Origin of the sequence: Stenotrophomonas sp. CCNWLW57 (genome assembly GCF_037203925.1) — a bacterium.
GTDB classification, from domain to species: Bacteria; Pseudomonadota; Gammaproteobacteria; order Xanthomonadales; family Xanthomonadaceae; genus Stenotrophomonas; species Stenotrophomonas rhizophila_A.
The window spans coordinates 131158-147427 of sequence record NZ_JBBCBJ010000005.1; the positions used below are offsets into that span (position 1 = coordinate 131158).

General features: G+C 65.1%; 16 protein-coding genes. 11 read left to right on the top strand and 5 right to left on the bottom strand.

Annotation, left to right across the window (positions count from 1 at the left end):
* Positions 1-28 precede the first annotated feature (28 nt).
* Together V9K91_RS13350 and ykgO are read right to left on the bottom strand one after the other, a co-directional pair.
* Positions 29-355, bottom strand: a complete 327-nt coding sequence (locus tag V9K91_RS13350; protein WP_068851273.1) for a hypothetical protein — start codon at positions 353-355, stop codon at positions 29-31.
* A 148-nt stretch (positions 356-503) separates the two neighbouring features.
* Entirely contained in the window at positions 504-629 is a 126-nt protein-coding gene (gene ykgO, locus V9K91_RS13355; protein WP_017355593.1) for a type B 50S ribosomal protein L36, read from the bottom strand.
* Between the two features lie 193 nt (positions 630-822).
* Here ykgO and cmk point away from each other — a divergent pair, with 193 nt between their 5' ends.
* From cmk to galU, 8 genes are all read left to right on the top strand, one after another.
* Positions 823-1503: a (d)CMP kinase gene (cmk, locus tag V9K91_RS13360; protein WP_095364622.1), complete on the top strand. Its 681-nt coding sequence runs from the start codon at positions 823-825 to the stop codon at positions 1501-1503.
* A gap of 194 nt (positions 1504-1697) precedes the next feature.
* Positions 1698-3383 (top strand): 30S ribosomal protein S1, encoded by a 1686-nt coding sequence (rpsA, locus tag V9K91_RS13365; RefSeq protein WP_068851279.1) that lies wholly within the window; start codon positions 1698-1700, stop codon positions 3381-3383.
* An 89-nt stretch (positions 3384-3472) separates the two neighbouring features.
* The gene (locus V9K91_RS13370; protein ID WP_017355596.1) at positions 3473-3778 is read left to right on the top strand and encodes an integration host factor subunit beta; all 306 of its coding nucleotides are present in this window, start codon (positions 3473-3475) and stop codon (positions 3776-3778) included.
* A 56-nt stretch (positions 3779-3834) separates the two neighbouring features.
* Positions 3835-4119 carry a LapA family protein gene (locus V9K91_RS13375; protein WP_068851282.1) on the top strand — a complete coding sequence of 95 codons (285 nt, stop codon included), beginning with the start codon at positions 3835-3837 and terminating at the stop codon, positions 4117-4119.
* A 6-nt stretch (positions 4120-4125) separates the two neighbouring features.
* On the top strand, positions 4126-5304 hold the full coding sequence (lapB, locus tag V9K91_RS13380; protein ID WP_068851284.1) for a lipopolysaccharide assembly protein LapB: 1179 nt from the start codon (positions 4126-4128) through the stop codon (positions 5302-5304).
* A gap of 3 nt (positions 5305-5307) precedes the next feature.
* Positions 5308-6282 (top strand): glycosyltransferase family 4 protein, encoded by a 975-nt coding sequence (locus tag V9K91_RS13385; protein WP_210132336.1) that lies wholly within the window; start codon positions 5308-5310, stop codon positions 6280-6282.
* A gap of 16 nt (positions 6283-6298) precedes the next feature.
* Positions 6299-8206 (top strand): nucleoside-diphosphate sugar epimerase/dehydratase, encoded by a 1908-nt coding sequence (locus V9K91_RS13390; protein ID WP_176472705.1) that lies wholly within the window; start codon positions 6299-6301, stop codon positions 8204-8206.
* A complete protein-coding gene (gene galU, locus V9K91_RS13395) occupies positions 8203-9093 on the top strand; it encodes a UTP--glucose-1-phosphate uridylyltransferase GalU (RefSeq protein ID WP_068851293.1) in 891 nt (296 codons plus the stop codon). Before V9K91_RS13390 ends, galU begins: the two co-directional genes overlap by 4 nt.
* A gap of 139 nt (positions 9094-9232) precedes the next feature.
* On the opposite strand, the gene V9K91_RS13400 is transcribed toward galU, so the two are convergent.
* The 3 genes from V9K91_RS13400 to V9K91_RS13410 form a co-directional block, all read right to left on the bottom strand.
* Positions 9233-10441: an acetyl-CoA C-acyltransferase gene (locus V9K91_RS13400; RefSeq protein ID WP_068851296.1), complete on the bottom strand. Its 1209-nt coding sequence runs from the start codon at positions 10439-10441 to the stop codon at positions 9233-9235.
* Between the two features lie 19 nt (positions 10442-10460).
* Entirely contained in the window at positions 10461-12833 is a 2373-nt protein-coding gene (locus V9K91_RS13405) for a 3-hydroxyacyl-CoA dehydrogenase/enoyl-CoA hydratase family protein (protein ID WP_095364621.1), read from the bottom strand.
* A gap of 70 nt (positions 12834-12903) precedes the next feature.
* On the bottom strand, positions 12904-13566 hold the full coding sequence (locus V9K91_RS13410; RefSeq protein ID WP_093534404.1) for a TetR family transcriptional regulator: 663 nt from the start codon (positions 13564-13566) through the stop codon (positions 12904-12906).
* A 276-nt stretch (positions 13567-13842) separates the two neighbouring features.
* Between V9K91_RS13410 and ndk the strand changes: the two genes are divergently transcribed.
* The 3 genes from ndk to V9K91_RS13425 are packed head-to-tail and all read left to right on the top strand — an operon-like array spanning position 13843 to position 16268.
* Positions 13843-14268, top strand: coding sequence for a nucleoside-diphosphate kinase (gene ndk / locus V9K91_RS13415; protein WP_068851305.1), 426 nt, complete (start codon positions 13843-13845; stop codon positions 14266-14268).
* Between the two features lie 10 nt (positions 14269-14278).
* Positions 14279-15484 (top strand): 23S rRNA (adenine(2503)-C(2))-methyltransferase RlmN, encoded by a 1206-nt coding sequence (gene rlmN, locus V9K91_RS13420; RefSeq protein WP_093534407.1) that lies wholly within the window; start codon positions 14279-14281, stop codon positions 15482-15484.
* Complete coding sequence (locus V9K91_RS13425; RefSeq protein ID WP_068851312.1) at positions 15471-16268, top strand: tetratricopeptide repeat protein; 798 nt, start codon at positions 15471-15473, stop codon at positions 16266-16268. Before rlmN ends, V9K91_RS13425 begins: the two co-directional genes overlap by 14 nt.
* Positions 16269-16270 lie beyond the last annotated feature (2 nt).

Here is a 16270-nt window from a genome sequence, read left to right on the forward strand (position 1 = left end):
CCCGCCGGGCGGCGGGCGTTCTGATGGATCAGCGGATCGGCGGCTTCGGGCCGACTTCGTTGCTGTCAGCCTTGTTGGCCACCACGTCGATCACCTTCTGCTTTTCGAAGTAGACGGTGAACATCGGGTAGACCCAGCGGTTGATGGTCGGCCACTGGCGCTTCTGGCCGCCGCGCGGCTCCAGCTTCTCGCTGGGCTCACCGAAGCGGCTCAGGACCTGGCTGGTGGTCTCGCCACGCACCGGCACCACCGGCGCCACCTGTTCCTTGGTGCGGTCGATCAACAGGGTGTCGGCGTGGGCGCTGGCGCAGGCCAGCAGGGCAAGCAACGGCAGTGTGGTCAGGTAACGCTTCATCTCGATCTACTCCCCAGTGGTCAAGAAAGGAACCACGACCGACGGTCGTGGCCTACCCGGCGATTACAACAAAATTGGCAATAAAAAACCGCCCGGAGGCGGCTTTTTATTCAGGCAGGTCGCGACCGGTGGCCGCGACGGCCCAGGCTCAGCGCTGGCGAGCCTTGAAACGCGGGTTCGACTTGCAGATCACGAAGATCTTGCCGCGACGACGGACGACCTTGCAGTCACGGTGACGGGACTTGGCCGACTTCAGGGAAGACAGGACTTTCATTGCATACCTCGGCGTAAACGTGGATTCGGTTGGAGCGCGGCCGCGATATGCAGATGACAATCGGCAGGTGACGCCCGTTCAAGCCCGCCATTCTACCGGGCTTTTTTCCATCCTTTCAAGTGCTTGCACTAAAAATGTCTTGGACGGGGCCGGGCAGGGGCTAGAATGGGGGGTCAAATCCACAGGGAACCCCATGAACCAGCCTTCTCCCGTGCTCACCATCGACGGCCCGTCCGGGGCCGGCAAGGGAACCGTCAGTCGCATTGTCGCACGCCGGCTGGGCTGGCATTACCTGGATTCGGGCGCCCTCTATCGCGCCGTGGGCGTGGCTGCCAGCTGGGCCGATATCGACACCTCCGACGCCTCGGCGCTGGTCCGCTGCACCTTCGACACCCATGTCCGCTTCGTCGAGGCCGACGATGGCAGCCTGCGTGTCATCGTCAATGAGACCGACGCCACCGACGAGCTGCGGCTGGAAACCACGGGGGCCCTGGCCTCGGCCATTGCCGCCATTCCCGAGGTCCGCGCCGCGCTTAAAGAGCGTCAACGCGCATTCAGGGTTCTCCCCGGCCTGGTGGCCGACGGGCGGGACATGGGGACCGTCATCTTCCCCGACGCCCCATTCAAGGTCTTCCTTACGGCCAGTGCCGAGGAGCGCGCCGAGCGCCGGCATAACCAGTTGAAAGACAAGGGGGTTTCTGTTAACTTTGATGACCTCCTGCGCGAGATCATGGCCCGCGACGCCCGTGATGCACAGCGCACAGTGGCGCCCCTGAAGCCGGCAGACGATGCCGTCGTCATCGACACCAGTGGTATCGGCATCGACGAAGTCGTTGTCAAGGTACTGGATCTGCTTCCGGTTTCGGGTGCCTGATCCGTGGCAAGGAGGCCGCCAATCCATCGGCGGTAGTCGCACCAATGCAATGCAGTAAAAGCTCCGTCCCGCAATGATGCGTGGCGGTTTTCCTACTTCACACACGACCTGCGTTTCCGGGGTCGACCAACAGGCGGGCAGTAAACGGAACCCTCGCGGGGACCAATGCCCATGTGTCCAACAGAGTAAATCTAATGACCGAATCATTTGCCGAACTGTTTGAAGCCAGCCAGGCCAATCTGGCCAAGCTGAAGCCGGGCGCCATCGTCAGCGGTGTTGTCGTTGAAGTCCGCGGCGACGTCGTGGTGATCAACGCCGGCCTGAAGTCCGAAGGCATCGTGCCGATCGAACAGTTCCGTAACGACGCCGGCGAAATCGACGTCGCCGAAGGCGATGTCGTCAAGGTCGCCCTCGACTCGATCGAGAACGGCTTCGGTGAAACCGTCCTGTCGCGCGAGAAAGCCAAGCGCGCCATGGTGTGGGACGAGCTGGAAGAAGCCCTGGAAAAGAACGAAACCATCACCGGCCGCATCAGCGGCAAGGTCAAGGGTGGTTTCACCGTGGACATCAAGGATGTCCGCGCGTTCCTGCCCGGTTCGCTGGTGGATGTGCGCCCGGTGCGCGACCCGGCCTACCTGGAAGGCAAGGAGCTGGAATTCAAGCTCATCAAGCTTGACCGCAAGCGTAACAACGTCGTGGTCTCGCGCCGCGCTGTCGTCGAAAGCGAGCACTCGGAAGAGCGCGAGCAGCTGATGGACAAGCTGCAGGAAGGCGCGATCCTGAAGGGTGTCGTCAAGAACCTGACCGATTACGGCGCGTTCGTGGACCTGGGTGGCATCGACGGCCTGCTGCACATCACCGACATGGCCTGGAAGCGCGTGCGCCATCCGTCCGAAGTCGTCAACGTCGGCGACGAGCTGGACGTGCGCGTGCTGAAGTTCGACCGCGAGCGCAACCGCGTTTCGCTCGGCCTGAAGCAGCTGGGCGAGGATCCGTGGGACAACATCGCCCGTCGTTACCCGGCCAACAGCCGCGTGTTCGGCAAGGTCTCCAACGTCACCGATTACGGCGCGTTCGTCGAGATCGAGCCGGGCGTCGAAGGCCTGGTGCACGTCTCCGAGATGGATTGGACCAACAAGAACGTCAACCCGTCCAAGGTTGTGCAGGTCGGTGACGAAGTTGAAGTCATGGTCCTGGACGTCGACGAGGAGCGTCGCCGCATCTCGCTGGGCATGAAGCAGGTTGCCGCCAATCCGTGGGAAACCTTCGCTGCCATCCACAAGAAGGGCGACAAGGTGTCGGGCCAGATCAAGTCGATCACCGACTTCGGCATCTTCATCGGCCTGGACGGCGGTATCGACGGCCTGGTGCACCTGTCCGACATCAGCTGGAACACCACCGGCGAAGACGTGGTCCGCAACTTCAAGAAGGGCGACAACCTGGACGCCGTCGTCCTGGCCGTCGATCCGGAGCGCGAGCGCATCAGCCTGGGCGTCAAGCAGCTGGAGCAGGATCCGTTCGGTCAGTACATGGCTGCCAACCCGAAGGGTTCGAAGGTCGAAGGCGTGGTCAAGGAAGTGGACGCCAAGGGCGCTACCATCGAACTGGCTGACGGCATCGAAGGCTACGTCGCTGCGCGTGACGTTGCCAACGAGCGCGTCGACGACGCGACCCAGTTCCTGAAGGTCGGCGACAAGGTTGAAGCGAAGTTCGTGGGCATGGATCGCAAGGGTCGTACCCTGCAGCTGTCGATCAAGGCCAAGGACGACGCGGAAATGCGCGAAGTGCTGGAGGAATACCAGTCCTCTTCGGCTTCCAGCGGCACCACCCAGCTCGGCGCGCTGCTGCGTGCACAGCTGAACGGCAACAAGTCCGAGTAATCGGCCTTACCCGTAGCAGTAGTTTCCTGGACGGCCCGGACAATTGTCCGGGCCGTTTCAGGGTTTGAGACCCTCGACGCGAGTCCGCAATGACCAAATCCGAGTTGATCGAAATCCTGGCGCGCCGACAGGCGCATCTGAAGTCGGACGATGTCGATCTGGCGGTGAAGTCGTTGCTGGAAATGATGGGCGGGGCGCTGGCCGGCGGGGATCGCATCGAGATCCGCGGGTTCGGCAGTTTTTCGTTGCACTACCGGCCGCCGCGGCTGGGGCGCAACCCCAAGACCGGGGAATCGGTCGCACTGCCGGGCAAGCATGTCCCGCATTTCAAGCCGGGCAAGGAACTCCGTGAGCGCGTAAGCGCCGTGGTACCGCTGGAAAGCGATCCGGCCTAGTAGAGCGGACGGTTAGTCCGCTACTCTCTACCTCAAAGGGAATGGGAGCTGCCACAATGAAAGTCGCACGTCTGTTGATCCTGCTCGCCGTGCTGGTGGCCGGGCTCGTCATCGGTGCCCTCAATTCGCAGGACATGACCCTCAACCTGGGGTTCACTGCCATCCATTCCAGCACCGGCCTGGCCATTACCGTGGCCCTGTTGACCGGTGCGATCATCGGTGCCGGGCTGGTCCTGGTCGGCGTCGTGATCCCGTTGTATTCCCGACTGCGCAAAGCGCAGAAAGCGGCTCCGGCCGCCGCCCCCGTGGCGTCTTCTTCTTCACCTTTCGACGGACGTTGAGCGCCGATGGAATTTGTATCCGAGTGGTTCTGGTTTTTCCTGTTCCTGCCGCTGGCAGCACTGTCGGGCTGGGTGATCGGCCGTCGCGGTGGCCAGCGCCATGGCGACAACCAGGTCAGCCACCTGTCCAGCACCTACTTCCGTGGCTTGAACTACCTGCTCAACGAGCAGCCCGACAAGGCCATCGAACTGTTCCTGCACATTGCCGAGCTGGACAAGGAAACCTTCGAGACCCAGGTCGCGCTGGGCCACCTGTTCCGCCGCCGGGGCGAGGTTGATCGCGCCATCCGCCTGCACCAGGGGCTGGTCAACCGGACCGACCTCAGCGACGCACAGCGCGTCCAGGCCCTGCTGGCGCTCGGCGAGGACTACATGAAGTCCGGCCTGCTCGACCGTGCCGAAACCGTCTTTACCGAACTGGCCCAGATCGACCAGCGCGCCCCGCAGGCGCTCAAGCACCTGATCGGCATCTACCAGGCCGAGCGCGACTGGGAAAAGGCGATCGACAACGCCACCCGTTACGAAGAAGTCACCGGCGAGCCGATGGGCAAGCTGGTGGGGCAGTTCGAGTGTGAGCTGGCCGAACGCTTCCGTGGCGCCGGCAAGATCGATGAAGCCCGCGCGGCCATTGCCCGTGCCTACCAGGCCGATGCGATGTCGGTGCGTGCCGGCATCATTGAAGGACGCCTGGAAACCGATGCCGGCAATGCCGAAGCCGCCGTGCGCGCGTTCGAGCGGGCCGCCCGCAACGATCCAGAATACCTGCCCGAGGTGCTGCAGCCGTTGATGCAGAACTACCGCAAGGTCGGCGATCTGGGCGGCGCGCGCGCGTTCCTGTCGGAAATGACCGAGCACTATCGCGGCATCGCCCCGGTACTGGCCCTGACCCAGCTGATGGAAGAGCAGGAGGGCGTGGCCCCGGCGCGCGCCTACCTGGGCCGGCAGCTGAAGGATCGCCCGTCGGTACGCGGCGAGTCGGCATTGATCGACCTGACCCTGGCCGAAGGCGCCGACTCCACCGCCACCCTGCATGACCTCAAGCACATCACCGACCAGCTGCTGGTCCGCAATCCGGCCTATCGCTGCACGCGCTGTGGCTTCGGTGCGCGCACCCACCACTGGCAATGCCCCAGCTGCAAGGAGTGGGGTACGGTCAAGCCGCTGTTGAACTACGCGGTGCTCTGAGCCATGCCGGCAGGGTGGTGGATGGGGCTGCCGGCCGTGCTGGCAGTGGCGGCGGTGCTCACCTGGTGCGCCCGCCGGTACGCGCTGCGGCGCAAGCTGTTCGACCAGCCCGGGGAACGCCGCAGCCATGTCGTGGCGACCCCACGCGGGGGCGGCATTGCCATCGTGGTGACCCTGCTGCTGGCGCTGGCCGCGGCGGCGGTCATCTGGCCGGGCGCCCGGACGCTGTTGCTGGTGTCGGGGCTGGGCCTGGTGCTGGTGGCTGGGATCGGCTGGTGGGACGACCACCGGCCGCTGCCGGCGGTGCGCCGGTTGCTGGTCCATCTGCTGGCTGCCGGCCTGCTGGCAGGTCTGGTGTGGGATGCAACGGGCAACCCTTGGCAGGCGCTGCTGGCGCTGCTGTTTACGACATCCCTGATCAACATCTGGAACTTCATGGATGGGATCAACGGGATCGCGACCAGCCAGGCCATTCTGGCCGGCGCCGCGTTCGCGCTTGTCCTGCCGGGTCCGCTGGCGTTGGCCGGGATTGTCCTGGCACTGGCCTGCCTGGGTTTCCTGCCGTTCAATTTTCCGAATGCAAGGATCTTCATGGGCGATGTGGGCAGCGGGGCGTTAGGTTATGCCGTCGCAGCCCTGGTCTGCCTGGCCAGCGTGGCAACCGACATCTCGTGGCTGCTGCTGCTGGTGCCGCTGACGGCGTTCCTCGTGGACGCTGGCTTCACACTGCTTTCGCGCATGCTGTCGGGGCAAAGATGGATGGAGCCCCACACCCAACATCTGTATCAACGTGCCGTCAAAAGTGGTGCAACGCACACTTCGGTTACAGGGACGTACTTTGTTTTTGGTCTGTTCAGTATTACAGTGTTTAATGCTTGCACGTATTTGCAGCCGAGGTGGGAGGCTGCCGTGGCCGTAGCGTGGATATTCTTCGCGACCGGTCTTTGGCTGCTCCTGCGCAAGGGAATGCGCTACTAGAAGGATTGCCCGCTTTATGACGCCTTGGCAGGACCGTTTCACGAGTCTGCTTCCCCGTGCCGCCATCGTGGCCCACGACCTGTTCATGGTCTGGGCGTGCTGGCAGTTGCTGCATGCCGGCCGCTATTCGATGCTGGCCGATGCGCCCTCGTTGCCGCTGTGGAACATCGATACCTCGCTGGTGCTGGTGATCCAGGCCATCGTCTTCTGGCGCGTGGGCCTGTACCGCGGGCTGTGGCGGTTCGCCAGCGTGGCCGACCTGCTGCACATCTTCAAATCCAGCTTCATCGGGTTGCTGGCCATCGTGGTGGTGCTGGCTTACAAGCGCTTCAATGGCGTGCCGATGTCGGTGCTGGTGATCTATCCCTTCGCGCTGTCGGCCCTGCTGGGCGCGCCCCGCCTGCTGTACCGGGCATGGAAGGACTACCAGGCGCTGCAGTCGGATGCGACCGCGCGCCGGGTGCTCATCCTGGGCGCCGGCCAGGCTGCCGAAGCGCTGGTCCGCGACCTTCGCCGGTCGGGAGATTTCGAACCGGTTGGCCTGCTCGACGACGCGCCGCACCTGCAGGGTGCGAAGCTTCAGGGCCTGCCTATCCTGGGCACGCTGGACGATGCCGCCTCGGTGGTACGCGAAACCGCGGCCAGGCTGCTGGTGATCGCCATTCCGTCGCTGGATGCCGCCGGCATGCAGCGGGTGGTGGCCATCTGCGAAAGCACCGGGGTGCCGTTCCGCATGGTGCCCAAGCTCAACGACGTGCTGCTGGGCCATTCGCTGCCCGGTGAGCTGAAGGAAGTGGCGATCGAGGACCTGCTGGGGCGCAAGCCGATCCTGCCGGACTGGTCGCTGATCCGCGGCTGGCTGGGCGGGCGCACCGTGCTGGTGACCGGCGCCGGTGGTTCGATCGGCTCGGAACTGTGCCGCCAGTGCGCGCGCCACGGGGCAGGGCGGGTCGTACTGCTTGAAATGAGCGAGCTGCTGCTGCTCACCATCGAGGCCGAACTCAAGCGCAGCTTCCCCGACCTGGTCGTGGAGGCGGTACTGGGCGACTGTGGCGACCCGGCGGTGATCCGCCACGCCTTGTCACTGTCGCAGGTGGATGCCGTGTTCCATGCGGCGGCCTACAAGCAGGTGCCCGTGCTGGAACGGCAGCTGCGCGAAGCGGTGCGCAACAACATCCTGTCCACCGAAACGGTGGCCCGGGCCTGCGTGGAAGCGCGGATCGAACATTTCGTGTTCATCTCCACCGACAAGGCGGTTGACCCGGTCAACGCCCTGGGTGCCAGCAAGCGCTACGCCGAGATGATCTGCCAGAGCCTGGACCAGAAGACCAGCCATACCCGCTTCGTCACCGTGCGCTTCGGCAACGTGCTCGCCTCGGCGGGCAGCGTGGTGCCGGTGTTCCGCGAGCAGATCCTCAAGGGCGGCCCGGTCACGGTCACCGACCCGGAAGTAACCCGTTACTTCATGACGATTCCCGAAGCCTGCCAGCTGATCCTGCAGGCGGCGGCATCAGCCTCGCACGGCGCGATCTATACGCTCGACATGGGCGAACCGGTGCCGATCCGGGTGCTGGCCGAGCAGATGATCCGCCTGGCCGGCAAGCAGCCGTACAAGGACATCGCCATCATCTACACCGGCCTTCGTCCCGGCGAAAAGCTGCACGAGACCCTGTTCTATTCGGACGAGGACTACCGCCCGACCGCGCATCCCAAGATCCTCGAGGCCGGTGTGCGCACCTTCGCCCGCGAGCAGGTGCTGGGCAACGTGCCGCGGCTGCGCGAGGCCATCGCCAACTACGATACCGATGCGATCAACAGTATCCTGTTCGCGACCATGCCGGAATTTGCGCCGTTGCAACACGAATCTCACGTCGAGTCGGCTAAGGTGCTTCCCTTTCCGGCACGAGAGGCCAACAGGCTGTGACGAACAAGCGCATTCGCAAGGCGGTTTTCCCGGTGGCGGGGCTGGGCACCCGGTTCCTTCCCGCAACCAAGACGGTTCCCAAGGAAATGCTGCCGATCATCGACCGGCCGTTGATCCAGTACGCCGTCGATGAGGCGATCGAAGCAGGGTGCGACACCCTGATCTTCGTCACCAATCGTTACAAGCACGCGGTCGCGGACTATTTCGACAAGGCGTACGAGCTGGAGCAGAAGCTCGAGCGCGCCGGCAAGACCGAGCTGCTTGAACTGGTGCGCAACGTGCTGCCGGAAGGCGTGCGCGCGGTGTTCGTGACCCAGACCGAAGCGCTGGGCCTGGGCCATGCGGTGCTGTGTGCCAAATCCGTGGTGGGCGACGAGCCCTTCGCGGTGCTGCTGCCTGATGACCTGATCTGGAACCGCGGCGACGGCGCCCTCAAGCAGATGGCCGATCTCAACCAGGCCACGGGCGCCAGCGTGATCGCGGTGGAAGACGTGCCCCACGAGAACACGGCCAGCTACGGCATCGTGGCGACCGAGGCCTTCGACGGCCGCAAGGGGCGCATCGCGCAGATCGTGGAAAAGCCCAAGCCGGAAGACGCGCCGAGCGATCTGGCCGTGGTTGGCCGCTACGTGCTCAGCCCCAAGATCTTCGAACTGCTTGAAGCCACCGGCAAGGGCGCGGGCGGTGAGATCCAGCTGACCGACGCCATTGCCGACCTGCTGAAAACCGAAGAGGTCAACGCGTACCGCTTCGAAGGTACCCGGTTCGACTGCGGCACCCACCTCGGGCTGGTGGAAGCCACCATCCGCTTCGCGCTGGAAAGCCACAAGCTGGGCAAGCCGGCGCGCGAGAAGCTGGCGCAGATGCTGGAAGAAGACGAGGGGTAAGCCCCGCGTCCCATGCACGCGCATGAAAAAGGCGACCCGGACGGGTCGCCTTTTTGCTTCTCCGCCCGCCTGCCAACGGCAGGCGGCCATCTCTTGCGGCCGGCAGGTACCGACCGTTGGTCGGTACCTGGATCCCGGATCACAGCGATTCGAAAATACCCGCTGCGCCCATGCCGGTGCCGATGCACATGGTGACCATGCCGTACTTCTGCTGGCGACGGCGCAGGCCATGCAGCAGCGTGGCGGTCCGGATCGCACCGGTGGCGCCCAGCGGGTGGCCCAGCGCGATCGCGCCGCCCAGCGGGTTGACCTTGGACGGGTCCAGCCCGCAATCACGGATCACCGCCAGCGACTGCGCGGCGAACGCTTCATTGAGCTCGATCCAGTCCAGCTGGTCCTGGGTCAGGCCAGCCTGCTTGAGCGCCTTGGGAATGGCCGCGATCGGGCCGATGCCCATCACTTCCGGGCGCACACCGGCGACCGAGAAACTCACGAAGCGGGCCAGCGGCTTCAGGCCGTAGTCCTTGACCGCCTGTTCCGATGCCAGCAGCACCGCACCGGCGCCGTCGCTCATCTGCGAGGAGTTGCCGGCGGTCACCGTGCCGCCGAACTGGCCGTTGCGGAACACCGGGCGCAGCTTGGCCAGGCCTTCGGCGGACGAGTCCAGGCGCGGGCCTTCGTCGGTGTCGACGATGCGGTCGCGGGTGATGATGCGGCGTCCGTCGGCCAGGTCCGGCTGGCGGGTGCGCACGTCGTACGGGCTGATCTCATCCTTGAAGTCGCCGTTCTGGATCGCGGCGATGGCCTTCTGGTGCGAGGCCAGGGCGAACGCATCCTGCTCTTCGCGGGAAACCTTCCATTCCTCGGCGACCTTCTCGGCGGTGATGCCCATGCCGTAGGCGATGGCCACGTGGTCGTTGTCGAACACGCTCGGCGCCATCGCGATCTTGTTGCCCATCATCGGCACCATCGACATCGATTCGGTGCCGCCGGCCAGCATCAGGTCGGCGTTGCCGAGCCGGATCTGGTCGGCTGCCATCGCCACGGCCTGCAGGCCGGACGAGCAGAAGCGGTTGACGGTCTGCGCGGCGATGGTGTCCGGCAGGCCGGCCAGCAGCACGCCGATGCGCGCCACGTTCATGCCCTGCTCGGCTTCGGGCATGGCGCAGCCGATGATGGCGTCATCGATGCGGTTGACGTCGATGCCCGGTGCCTGCGCGACCACGGACTTGAGCACGTGGGCCAGCATGTCGTCGGGACGGGTATTGCGGAACACGCCCTTGGGCGCCTTGCCAACCGGGGTACGGGTGGCGGCGACGATGTAGGCGTCCTGGATCTGCTTGGTCATTGTGGTGGTCTCTTATGGGTCAGTTGCGCAGCGGCTTGCCGGTCTTCAGCATGTGCGCGATGCGGGCCTGGGTCTTTTCCTGCTGGGCCAGTTCGACGAAGTGCTTGCGCTCCAGGGTCAGCAGCCACTCTTCGTCCACCAGCGTGCCGCGGTCCACTTCGCCACCACACAGCACGGTGGCAATACGCACGGCGATTTCGTAGTCGTACGGGCTGATGAAACGGCCCTCGAGCATGTTCACGAGCATCATCTTGAAGGTAGCGATACCCACGTCACCGGCCACCTGGATGCGGCGGGCCGGCATCGGCGGACGGTAGCCGCCTTCGGCCAGTGCCTGCACTTCGGCCTTGGCGATGTGCAGCGCTTCGAAGCTGTTGAACACCACCTTGTCGGTGGCGCGCATCAGGCCCAGTTCCTTGGCGTTGACCGCGGAGTTGGAGACCTTGGCCATGGCCACGGTTTCGAAGGTCTTCTTCAGTTCGGCGAACACATCACCGCCCGGGCCGGCGGCCTGGGAGGCGCGCACCGCCAGTTCCTTCAGGCCACCACCGGCCGGCAGCAGGCCGACGCCGGCCTCGACCAGGCCGATGTAGCTTTCCAGTGCGGCCACGCTCTTGGCGCTGTGCATCTGGAACTCGCAGCCGCCGCCCAGGGCCAGACCGCGCACGGCGGTCACCACCGGCACCAGCGCGTACTTGATGGCCTGGCTGGTGCGCTGGAAGTTGTGCACCATTTCTTCGAACTGGTCGACCTTGCCGGCCTGCAGCAGGCCGAGCGCGCCGGCCAGGTCGGCACCGGCGGAGAAGGGTTCCTTCTGCTGCCAGATCACCAGCCCCTTGAAGCCCTGCTCGGCGCGCTTGATGGCTTCCTGCAGGCCGTTGAGCACGTGGTCGGACACGGTGTTCATCTTGGTCTTGAAGCTGACCACGGCGATGCCGTCGCCGTCGTGCCACATGCGCACGCCGTCGTTCTCGAACACGGTTTCGCCCGGGCTGAAGGTTTCGCCCAGCAGCGGATCCGGGAAGCGCTGGCGCTGGTACACCGGCAGCGCCGAACGCGGCAGCTTGGCGTTGCGGGTCGGGCTGTAGCTGCCTTCGGCGGCGTGCACGCCATCGCGGCCATCGAACACCCAGTCCGGCAGCGGGGCGTTGCTCATGCTCTTCCCAGCCACGATGTCATCGGCGATCCACTGCGCGACCTGCTTCCAGCCGGCGGCCTGCCAGGTTTCGAACGGGCCCAGCGACCAGCCGTAGCCCCAGCGGATGGCCAGGTCGACGTCGCGCGCGGTTTCGGCGATGTCGGCCAGGTGGTAGGCGCTGTAATGGAACAGGTCGCGGAAGGTCGCCCACAGGAACTGCGCCTGCGGGTGCTGGCTTTCGCGCAGCTTGGCGAACTTCTCGGCCGGGTTCCTGATCTTCAGGATCTCGACCACTTCCGGGGCGGCGGTGCGATCGGCAGCGCGGTAGTCCTGCTTCTCCAGGTCCAGCACCACGATGTCCTTGCCAACCTTGCGGAAGATGCCGGCGCCGGTCTTCTGGCCCAGCGCACCCTTGGCGATCAGCGCGTCCAGCCACTTCGGCGAGGCGAAGTACTGGTGCCACGGGTCGTTGGGCAGGGTGTCGCCCATGGTCTTGATGACATGGGCCATGGTGTCCAGGCCGACCACGTCGGAGGTGCGGTAGGTGGCCGACTTCGGGCGGCCGACCAGCGGGCCGGTCAGGCCATCGACTTCATCGAAGCCCAGGCCGAACTGCTGGGTGTGGAAGATGGTGGACAGGATCGAGAACACGCCGATGCGGTTGCCGATGAAGTTCGGGGTGTCCTTGGCGTACACCACGCCCTTGCCCAGGGTGGTGACCAGGAAGCTTTCCAGGCCTTCCAGCACGGCGGCGTCGGTGGTGGTGGCCGGGATCAGCTCGGCCAGGTGCATGTAGCGCGGCGGGTTGAAGAAATGCACGCCGCAGAAGCGGTGGCGCAGCTGTTCGGGCAGCACGTCGGCGAGCTTGTTGATGCCCAGGCCGGAGGTGTTGGACGCCAGCACGGCATGATCGGCCACGAACGGGGCGATCTTCTTGTACAGGTCCTGCTTCCAGTCCATCCGTTCGGCGATGGCTTCGATGATCAGGTCGCAGTCGCGCAGCTGCTCCAGGCCGGTTTCATAGTTGGCCGGGGTGATCGCTTCGGCGTAGGACTTGCTGGCGAGCGGGGCAGGGCTGAGCTTGCCCAGGTTGGCGATGGCCTTGAGCACGATGCCGTCGGCAGGACCTTCCTTGGCGGGAAGGTCGAACAGCACGGTGTCGACGCCGGCATTGGTCAGGTGGGCCGCGATCTGGGCACCCATGACGCCGGCACCCAGCACGGCGGCGCGGCGGACTAGCAGGGAATTGGACATGTCGATAAGCCTTTGTTGGTCTGGAAGCCGGGCAGGGCCCGGCTCTACGGGGGTGATATGGGGCCCGGCGTTACGGGGTGGCAAGGGTCGCCGCCGCAGGGGCGGTGGCCGCGCTGGCGCGGAAACCGGCTTCGGCGAAATGGATGAGTTCCTGGGCTGCATGGGCACGATGCGCCGCTTCGGTGACACCGGCGGGTCGCTTGATCAGCCCGAAATCGGCCATGGCGTAGGTCAGTGCGCCGGCCAGGAAGTCAAGTCGCCAATACAGCTCTTCCTTGCTCAGGCCCGGCACGCTGGCGGCGATCGCCTTGCCGAACTCGCGCAGGACGTGGCCGTAGTGGTCGGAGAGGAACTTGCGCAGGTTGTCGTTCTTTTCCGCGTACGCGCGGGCGATGACACGCACGAACGCGCCCCCGGTCTGGCGGTCCTGGGCCATGGCCAGCGCCGGTTCGACGAACGCAGCCAGCACCGGCCGCAGCTGCCCGGGGTGGTCGCGCCGGGCGCTGTCCAGCTGCGACAGCCGGGCGGCGGTCATTTCGTCCATGCGCCGGCGGAACACCTCGTTGACCAGGTTTTCCTTGGATCCGAAGTGGTAATTCACCGCAGCGATGTTCACATCGGCCTGGCTGGTCACCTGGCGCAGCGACGTCCCGGCGAACCCGTGCAGGGCGAACAGCTCCTCGGCGGCGCCGAGAATGCGGTCCTTGGTGGAGAAGTGGGCGGGTTTGGCCATGGGCGGGGCAGGGGTTCAATCAAACGATTGTTTGATATTAGACCCCGGCATCCTCGGTGGCATGCTGCGGCGCACAAGATGTTGGTCCTCGTTCATGCCCATCAACCTGAACGGCGGGCAGTCGCCGCCAGCGCGAGGTTCCCGCGCAGGGCGTGGCAAGACGTACCGAGAGGTTGTAGAATCACGCCACGTATATAGGCTAAGCCCGCGTTTCGACGCGGGTTTTTTTCATGTTACTCTCGGGCCGATCAGTGGCCCGCCCAACGGAGAATTCCCATGGCGCTGGAGCGCACCCTTTCCATCATCAAGCCGGACGCCGTCGCCAAGAACGTCATCGGTGAAATCTACGCCCGCTTCGAAAAGGCTGGCCTGAAGGTCGTGGCTGCCAAGTACAAGCAGCTGTCGCGCCGTGAAGCCGAAGGCTTCTACGCCGTGCACAAGGAGCGTCCGTTCTTCAACGCGCTGGTCGAGTTCATGATCTCCGGCCCGGTGATGATCCAGGCGCTGGAAGGCGACAACGCCGTGCTGGCCCACCGCGACCTGCTGGGCGCCACCAATCCGAAGGACGCTGCGCCGGGCACCATCCGCGCCGACTTCGCCGATTCCATCGATGCCAATGCCGCCCACGGCTCGGACTCGGTCGAGAATGCCGCGATTGAAATCGCGTACTTCTTCGCCGCGACCGAAGTGGTCTCGCGCTGAGAGTAATGCCGTGAACGAGGTCGTACAGCCCAACGCCATCCCCATCGTGCTCGCCCAGGGCGCGCCGGTGGCCAAGCAGAACCTGCTCGACCTCGATCGCGAGGGATTGGAGCGCTTCTTCGCCGAGACACTCGGCGAAGCGCGCTACCGTGCCCACCAGGTCATGAAGTGGATCCACCACCACTACGTCACCGATTTCGACCAGATGACCGACCTGGGCAAGGCGCTGCGCAGCAAGCTGCAGCAGCATGCCGAAGTCCGCGTGCCGAACATCGTCTTCGACAAGCCGTCGGCCGACGGTACCCACAAGTGGCTGCTGGCCATGGGCACCGATGGCAAGAACGCGATCGAAGCGGTCTACATCCCGGACAAGAACCGCGGCACGCTGTGCGTGTCGTCGCAGGTGGGCTGTGCACTGAACTGCACGTTCTGCTCCACCGCCACCCAGGGCTTCAACCGCAACCTCTCCACCGCCGAGATCATCGGGCAGGTGTGGGTGGCGGCGCGCCACCTGGGCAACATCCCGCACAAGCAGCGTCGCCTCACCAACGTGGTGATGATGGGCATGGGCGAGCCGTTGATGAATTTTGACAACGTCGTGCGCGCCATGAGCGTGATGCGCGACGACCTGGGCTACGGCCTGGCCAACAAGCGCGTGACCCTGTCGACCTCCGGCCTGGTCCCGCAGATCGATCGCCTGTCGGCCGAAAGCGATGTGTCGCTGGCGGTGTCGCTGCATGCGCCGAACGATGCGCTGCGGGAGACCCTGGTGCCGCTCAACAAGAAGTACCCGATCGTGGAACTGATGGCCTCGTGCGCGCGCTACCTGCGTGCGAACAAGCGCCGCGAATCGGTCACCTTCGAATACACCCTGATGAAGGGCATCAACGACCAGCCCGAGCACGCCCGCCAGCTGGCGCGGCTGATGCGCCAGTTCGACAATGCCGTACAGGCCTCGCATTCGGGCAAGGTCAACCTGATTCCGTTCAATCCGTTCCCCGGTACCCGCTATGAGCGCTCCGGTGATGCGGAGATCCGCGCCTTCCAGAAGATCCTGCTCGACCAGCAGGTGCTGACGATGGTGCGGCGGACCCGTGGCGACGACATCGATGCCGCCTGTGGCCAGCTCAAGGGCCAGGTGATGGATCGTACCCGCCGCCAGGCCGAGTTCAACAAGACGCTCCAGGACGGGAAAAACCGGGATGCCGCTGCCTGACCGCCGATTGCCAGCCGTTTTTTTCGTCGCGCTGGCACTCGCCGGGTGTGGCAACAAAGGCGTCAAACCCATGACCGCCCCGCTGGGCGTAGCGCCCGAGTATGTGGCGCGCGACAACGCTGACACCCGTCGCCGGGTCAGCTACCAGGACCAGATGACATTGTCGGCCGAGGCGTTCCGCGCCGGAGCGCTGGATGCTTCCGAAAAGCGCGCCCGAAGCGCGCTCAAGCTCGACGCGGGCCGGCCGGATGCCTACATCATGCTGGCGGCGCTGGCCAACCGGCGCGGTGACGATGCCGCTGCCGGTCCGCTGTTCCAGAAGGCGGCCGAGCTGGCGCCGGACAGCGGCGAGGTGCTCAACAACTATGGCGCGTGGTTATGTGGTCATGGCCGCGCCACCGAAGCGTTGCCACTGTTCGACCGGGCCGTTGCCGCGCCGGGTTACCGCACGCCGGCCGCAGCCCTGGCCAACGCAGGCGGCTGTGCGCTTGACGCCGGCCAGCCCGAGCGCGCCGTGCGGGACCTGCGCCGGGCCCTGGCGCTGGATCCGGCCAACCCCTATGCGCTGGAGGCCATGGCCCGCAACGAGCATGCCCAGGGCCGCTTTTTCGAGGCCCGGGCCTTCGTGCAACGTCGTCTCGCGGCTGCACCGGCCACACGTTCCGTGTTACAACTTGCCTCTCAAATCGAGGCGCAGCTTGGCGACACAGTGGCATCCGGTCGCTATCTGCAGCGAATTCGCGACGAATTTCCGCAGGATGCGGCTCCTAATTCCCGGGGTTGAAG

What these genes read in the sequence shown, in the direction of transcription:
- V9K91_RS13350 (WP_068851273.1), bottom strand. Translation starts at nt 355, where the DNA reads ATGAAGCGTTACCTGACCACACTGCCGTTGCTTGCCCTGCTGGCCTGC.
- ykgO (WP_017355593.1), bottom strand. Translation starts at nt 629, where the DNA reads ATGAAAGTCCTGTCTTCCCTGAAGTCGGCCAAGTCCCGTCACCGTGAC.
- cmk (WP_095364622.1), top strand. Translation starts at nt 823, where the DNA reads ATGAACCAGCCTTCTCCCGTGCTCACCATCGACGGCCCGTCCGGGGCC.
- rpsA (WP_068851279.1), top strand. Translation starts at nt 1,698, where the DNA reads ATGACCGAATCATTTGCCGAACTGTTTGAAGCCAGCCAGGCCAATCTG.
- V9K91_RS13370 (WP_017355596.1), top strand. Translation starts at nt 3,473, where the DNA reads ATGACCAAATCCGAGTTGATCGAAATCCTGGCGCGCCGACAGGCGCAT.
- V9K91_RS13375 (WP_068851282.1), top strand. Translation starts at nt 3,835, where the DNA reads ATGAAAGTCGCACGTCTGTTGATCCTGCTCGCCGTGCTGGTGGCCGGG.
- lapB (WP_068851284.1), top strand. Translation starts at nt 4,126, where the DNA reads ATGGAATTTGTATCCGAGTGGTTCTGGTTTTTCCTGTTCCTGCCGCTG.
- V9K91_RS13385 (WP_210132336.1), top strand. Translation starts at nt 5,308, where the DNA reads ATGCCGGCAGGGTGGTGGATGGGGCTGCCGGCCGTGCTGGCAGTGGCG.
- V9K91_RS13390 (WP_176472705.1), top strand. Translation starts at nt 6,299, where the DNA reads ATGACGCCTTGGCAGGACCGTTTCACGAGTCTGCTTCCCCGTGCCGCC.
- V9K91_RS13400 (WP_068851296.1), bottom strand. Translation starts at nt 10,441, where the DNA reads ATGACCAAGCAGATCCAGGACGCCTACATCGTCGCCGCCACCCGTACC.
- V9K91_RS13405 (WP_095364621.1), bottom strand. Translation starts at nt 12,833, where the DNA reads ATGTCCAATTCCCTGCTAGTCCGCCGCGCCGCCGTGCTGGGTGCCGGC.
- V9K91_RS13410 (WP_093534404.1), bottom strand. Translation starts at nt 13,566, where the DNA reads ATGGCCAAACCCGCCCACTTCTCCACCAAGGACCGCATTCTCGGCGCC.
- ndk (WP_068851305.1), top strand. Translation starts at nt 13,843, where the DNA reads ATGGCGCTGGAGCGCACCCTTTCCATCATCAAGCCGGACGCCGTCGCC.
- V9K91_RS13425 (WP_068851312.1), top strand. Translation starts at nt 15,471, where the DNA reads ATGCCGCTGCCTGACCGCCGATTGCCAGCCGTTTTTTTCGTCGCGCTG.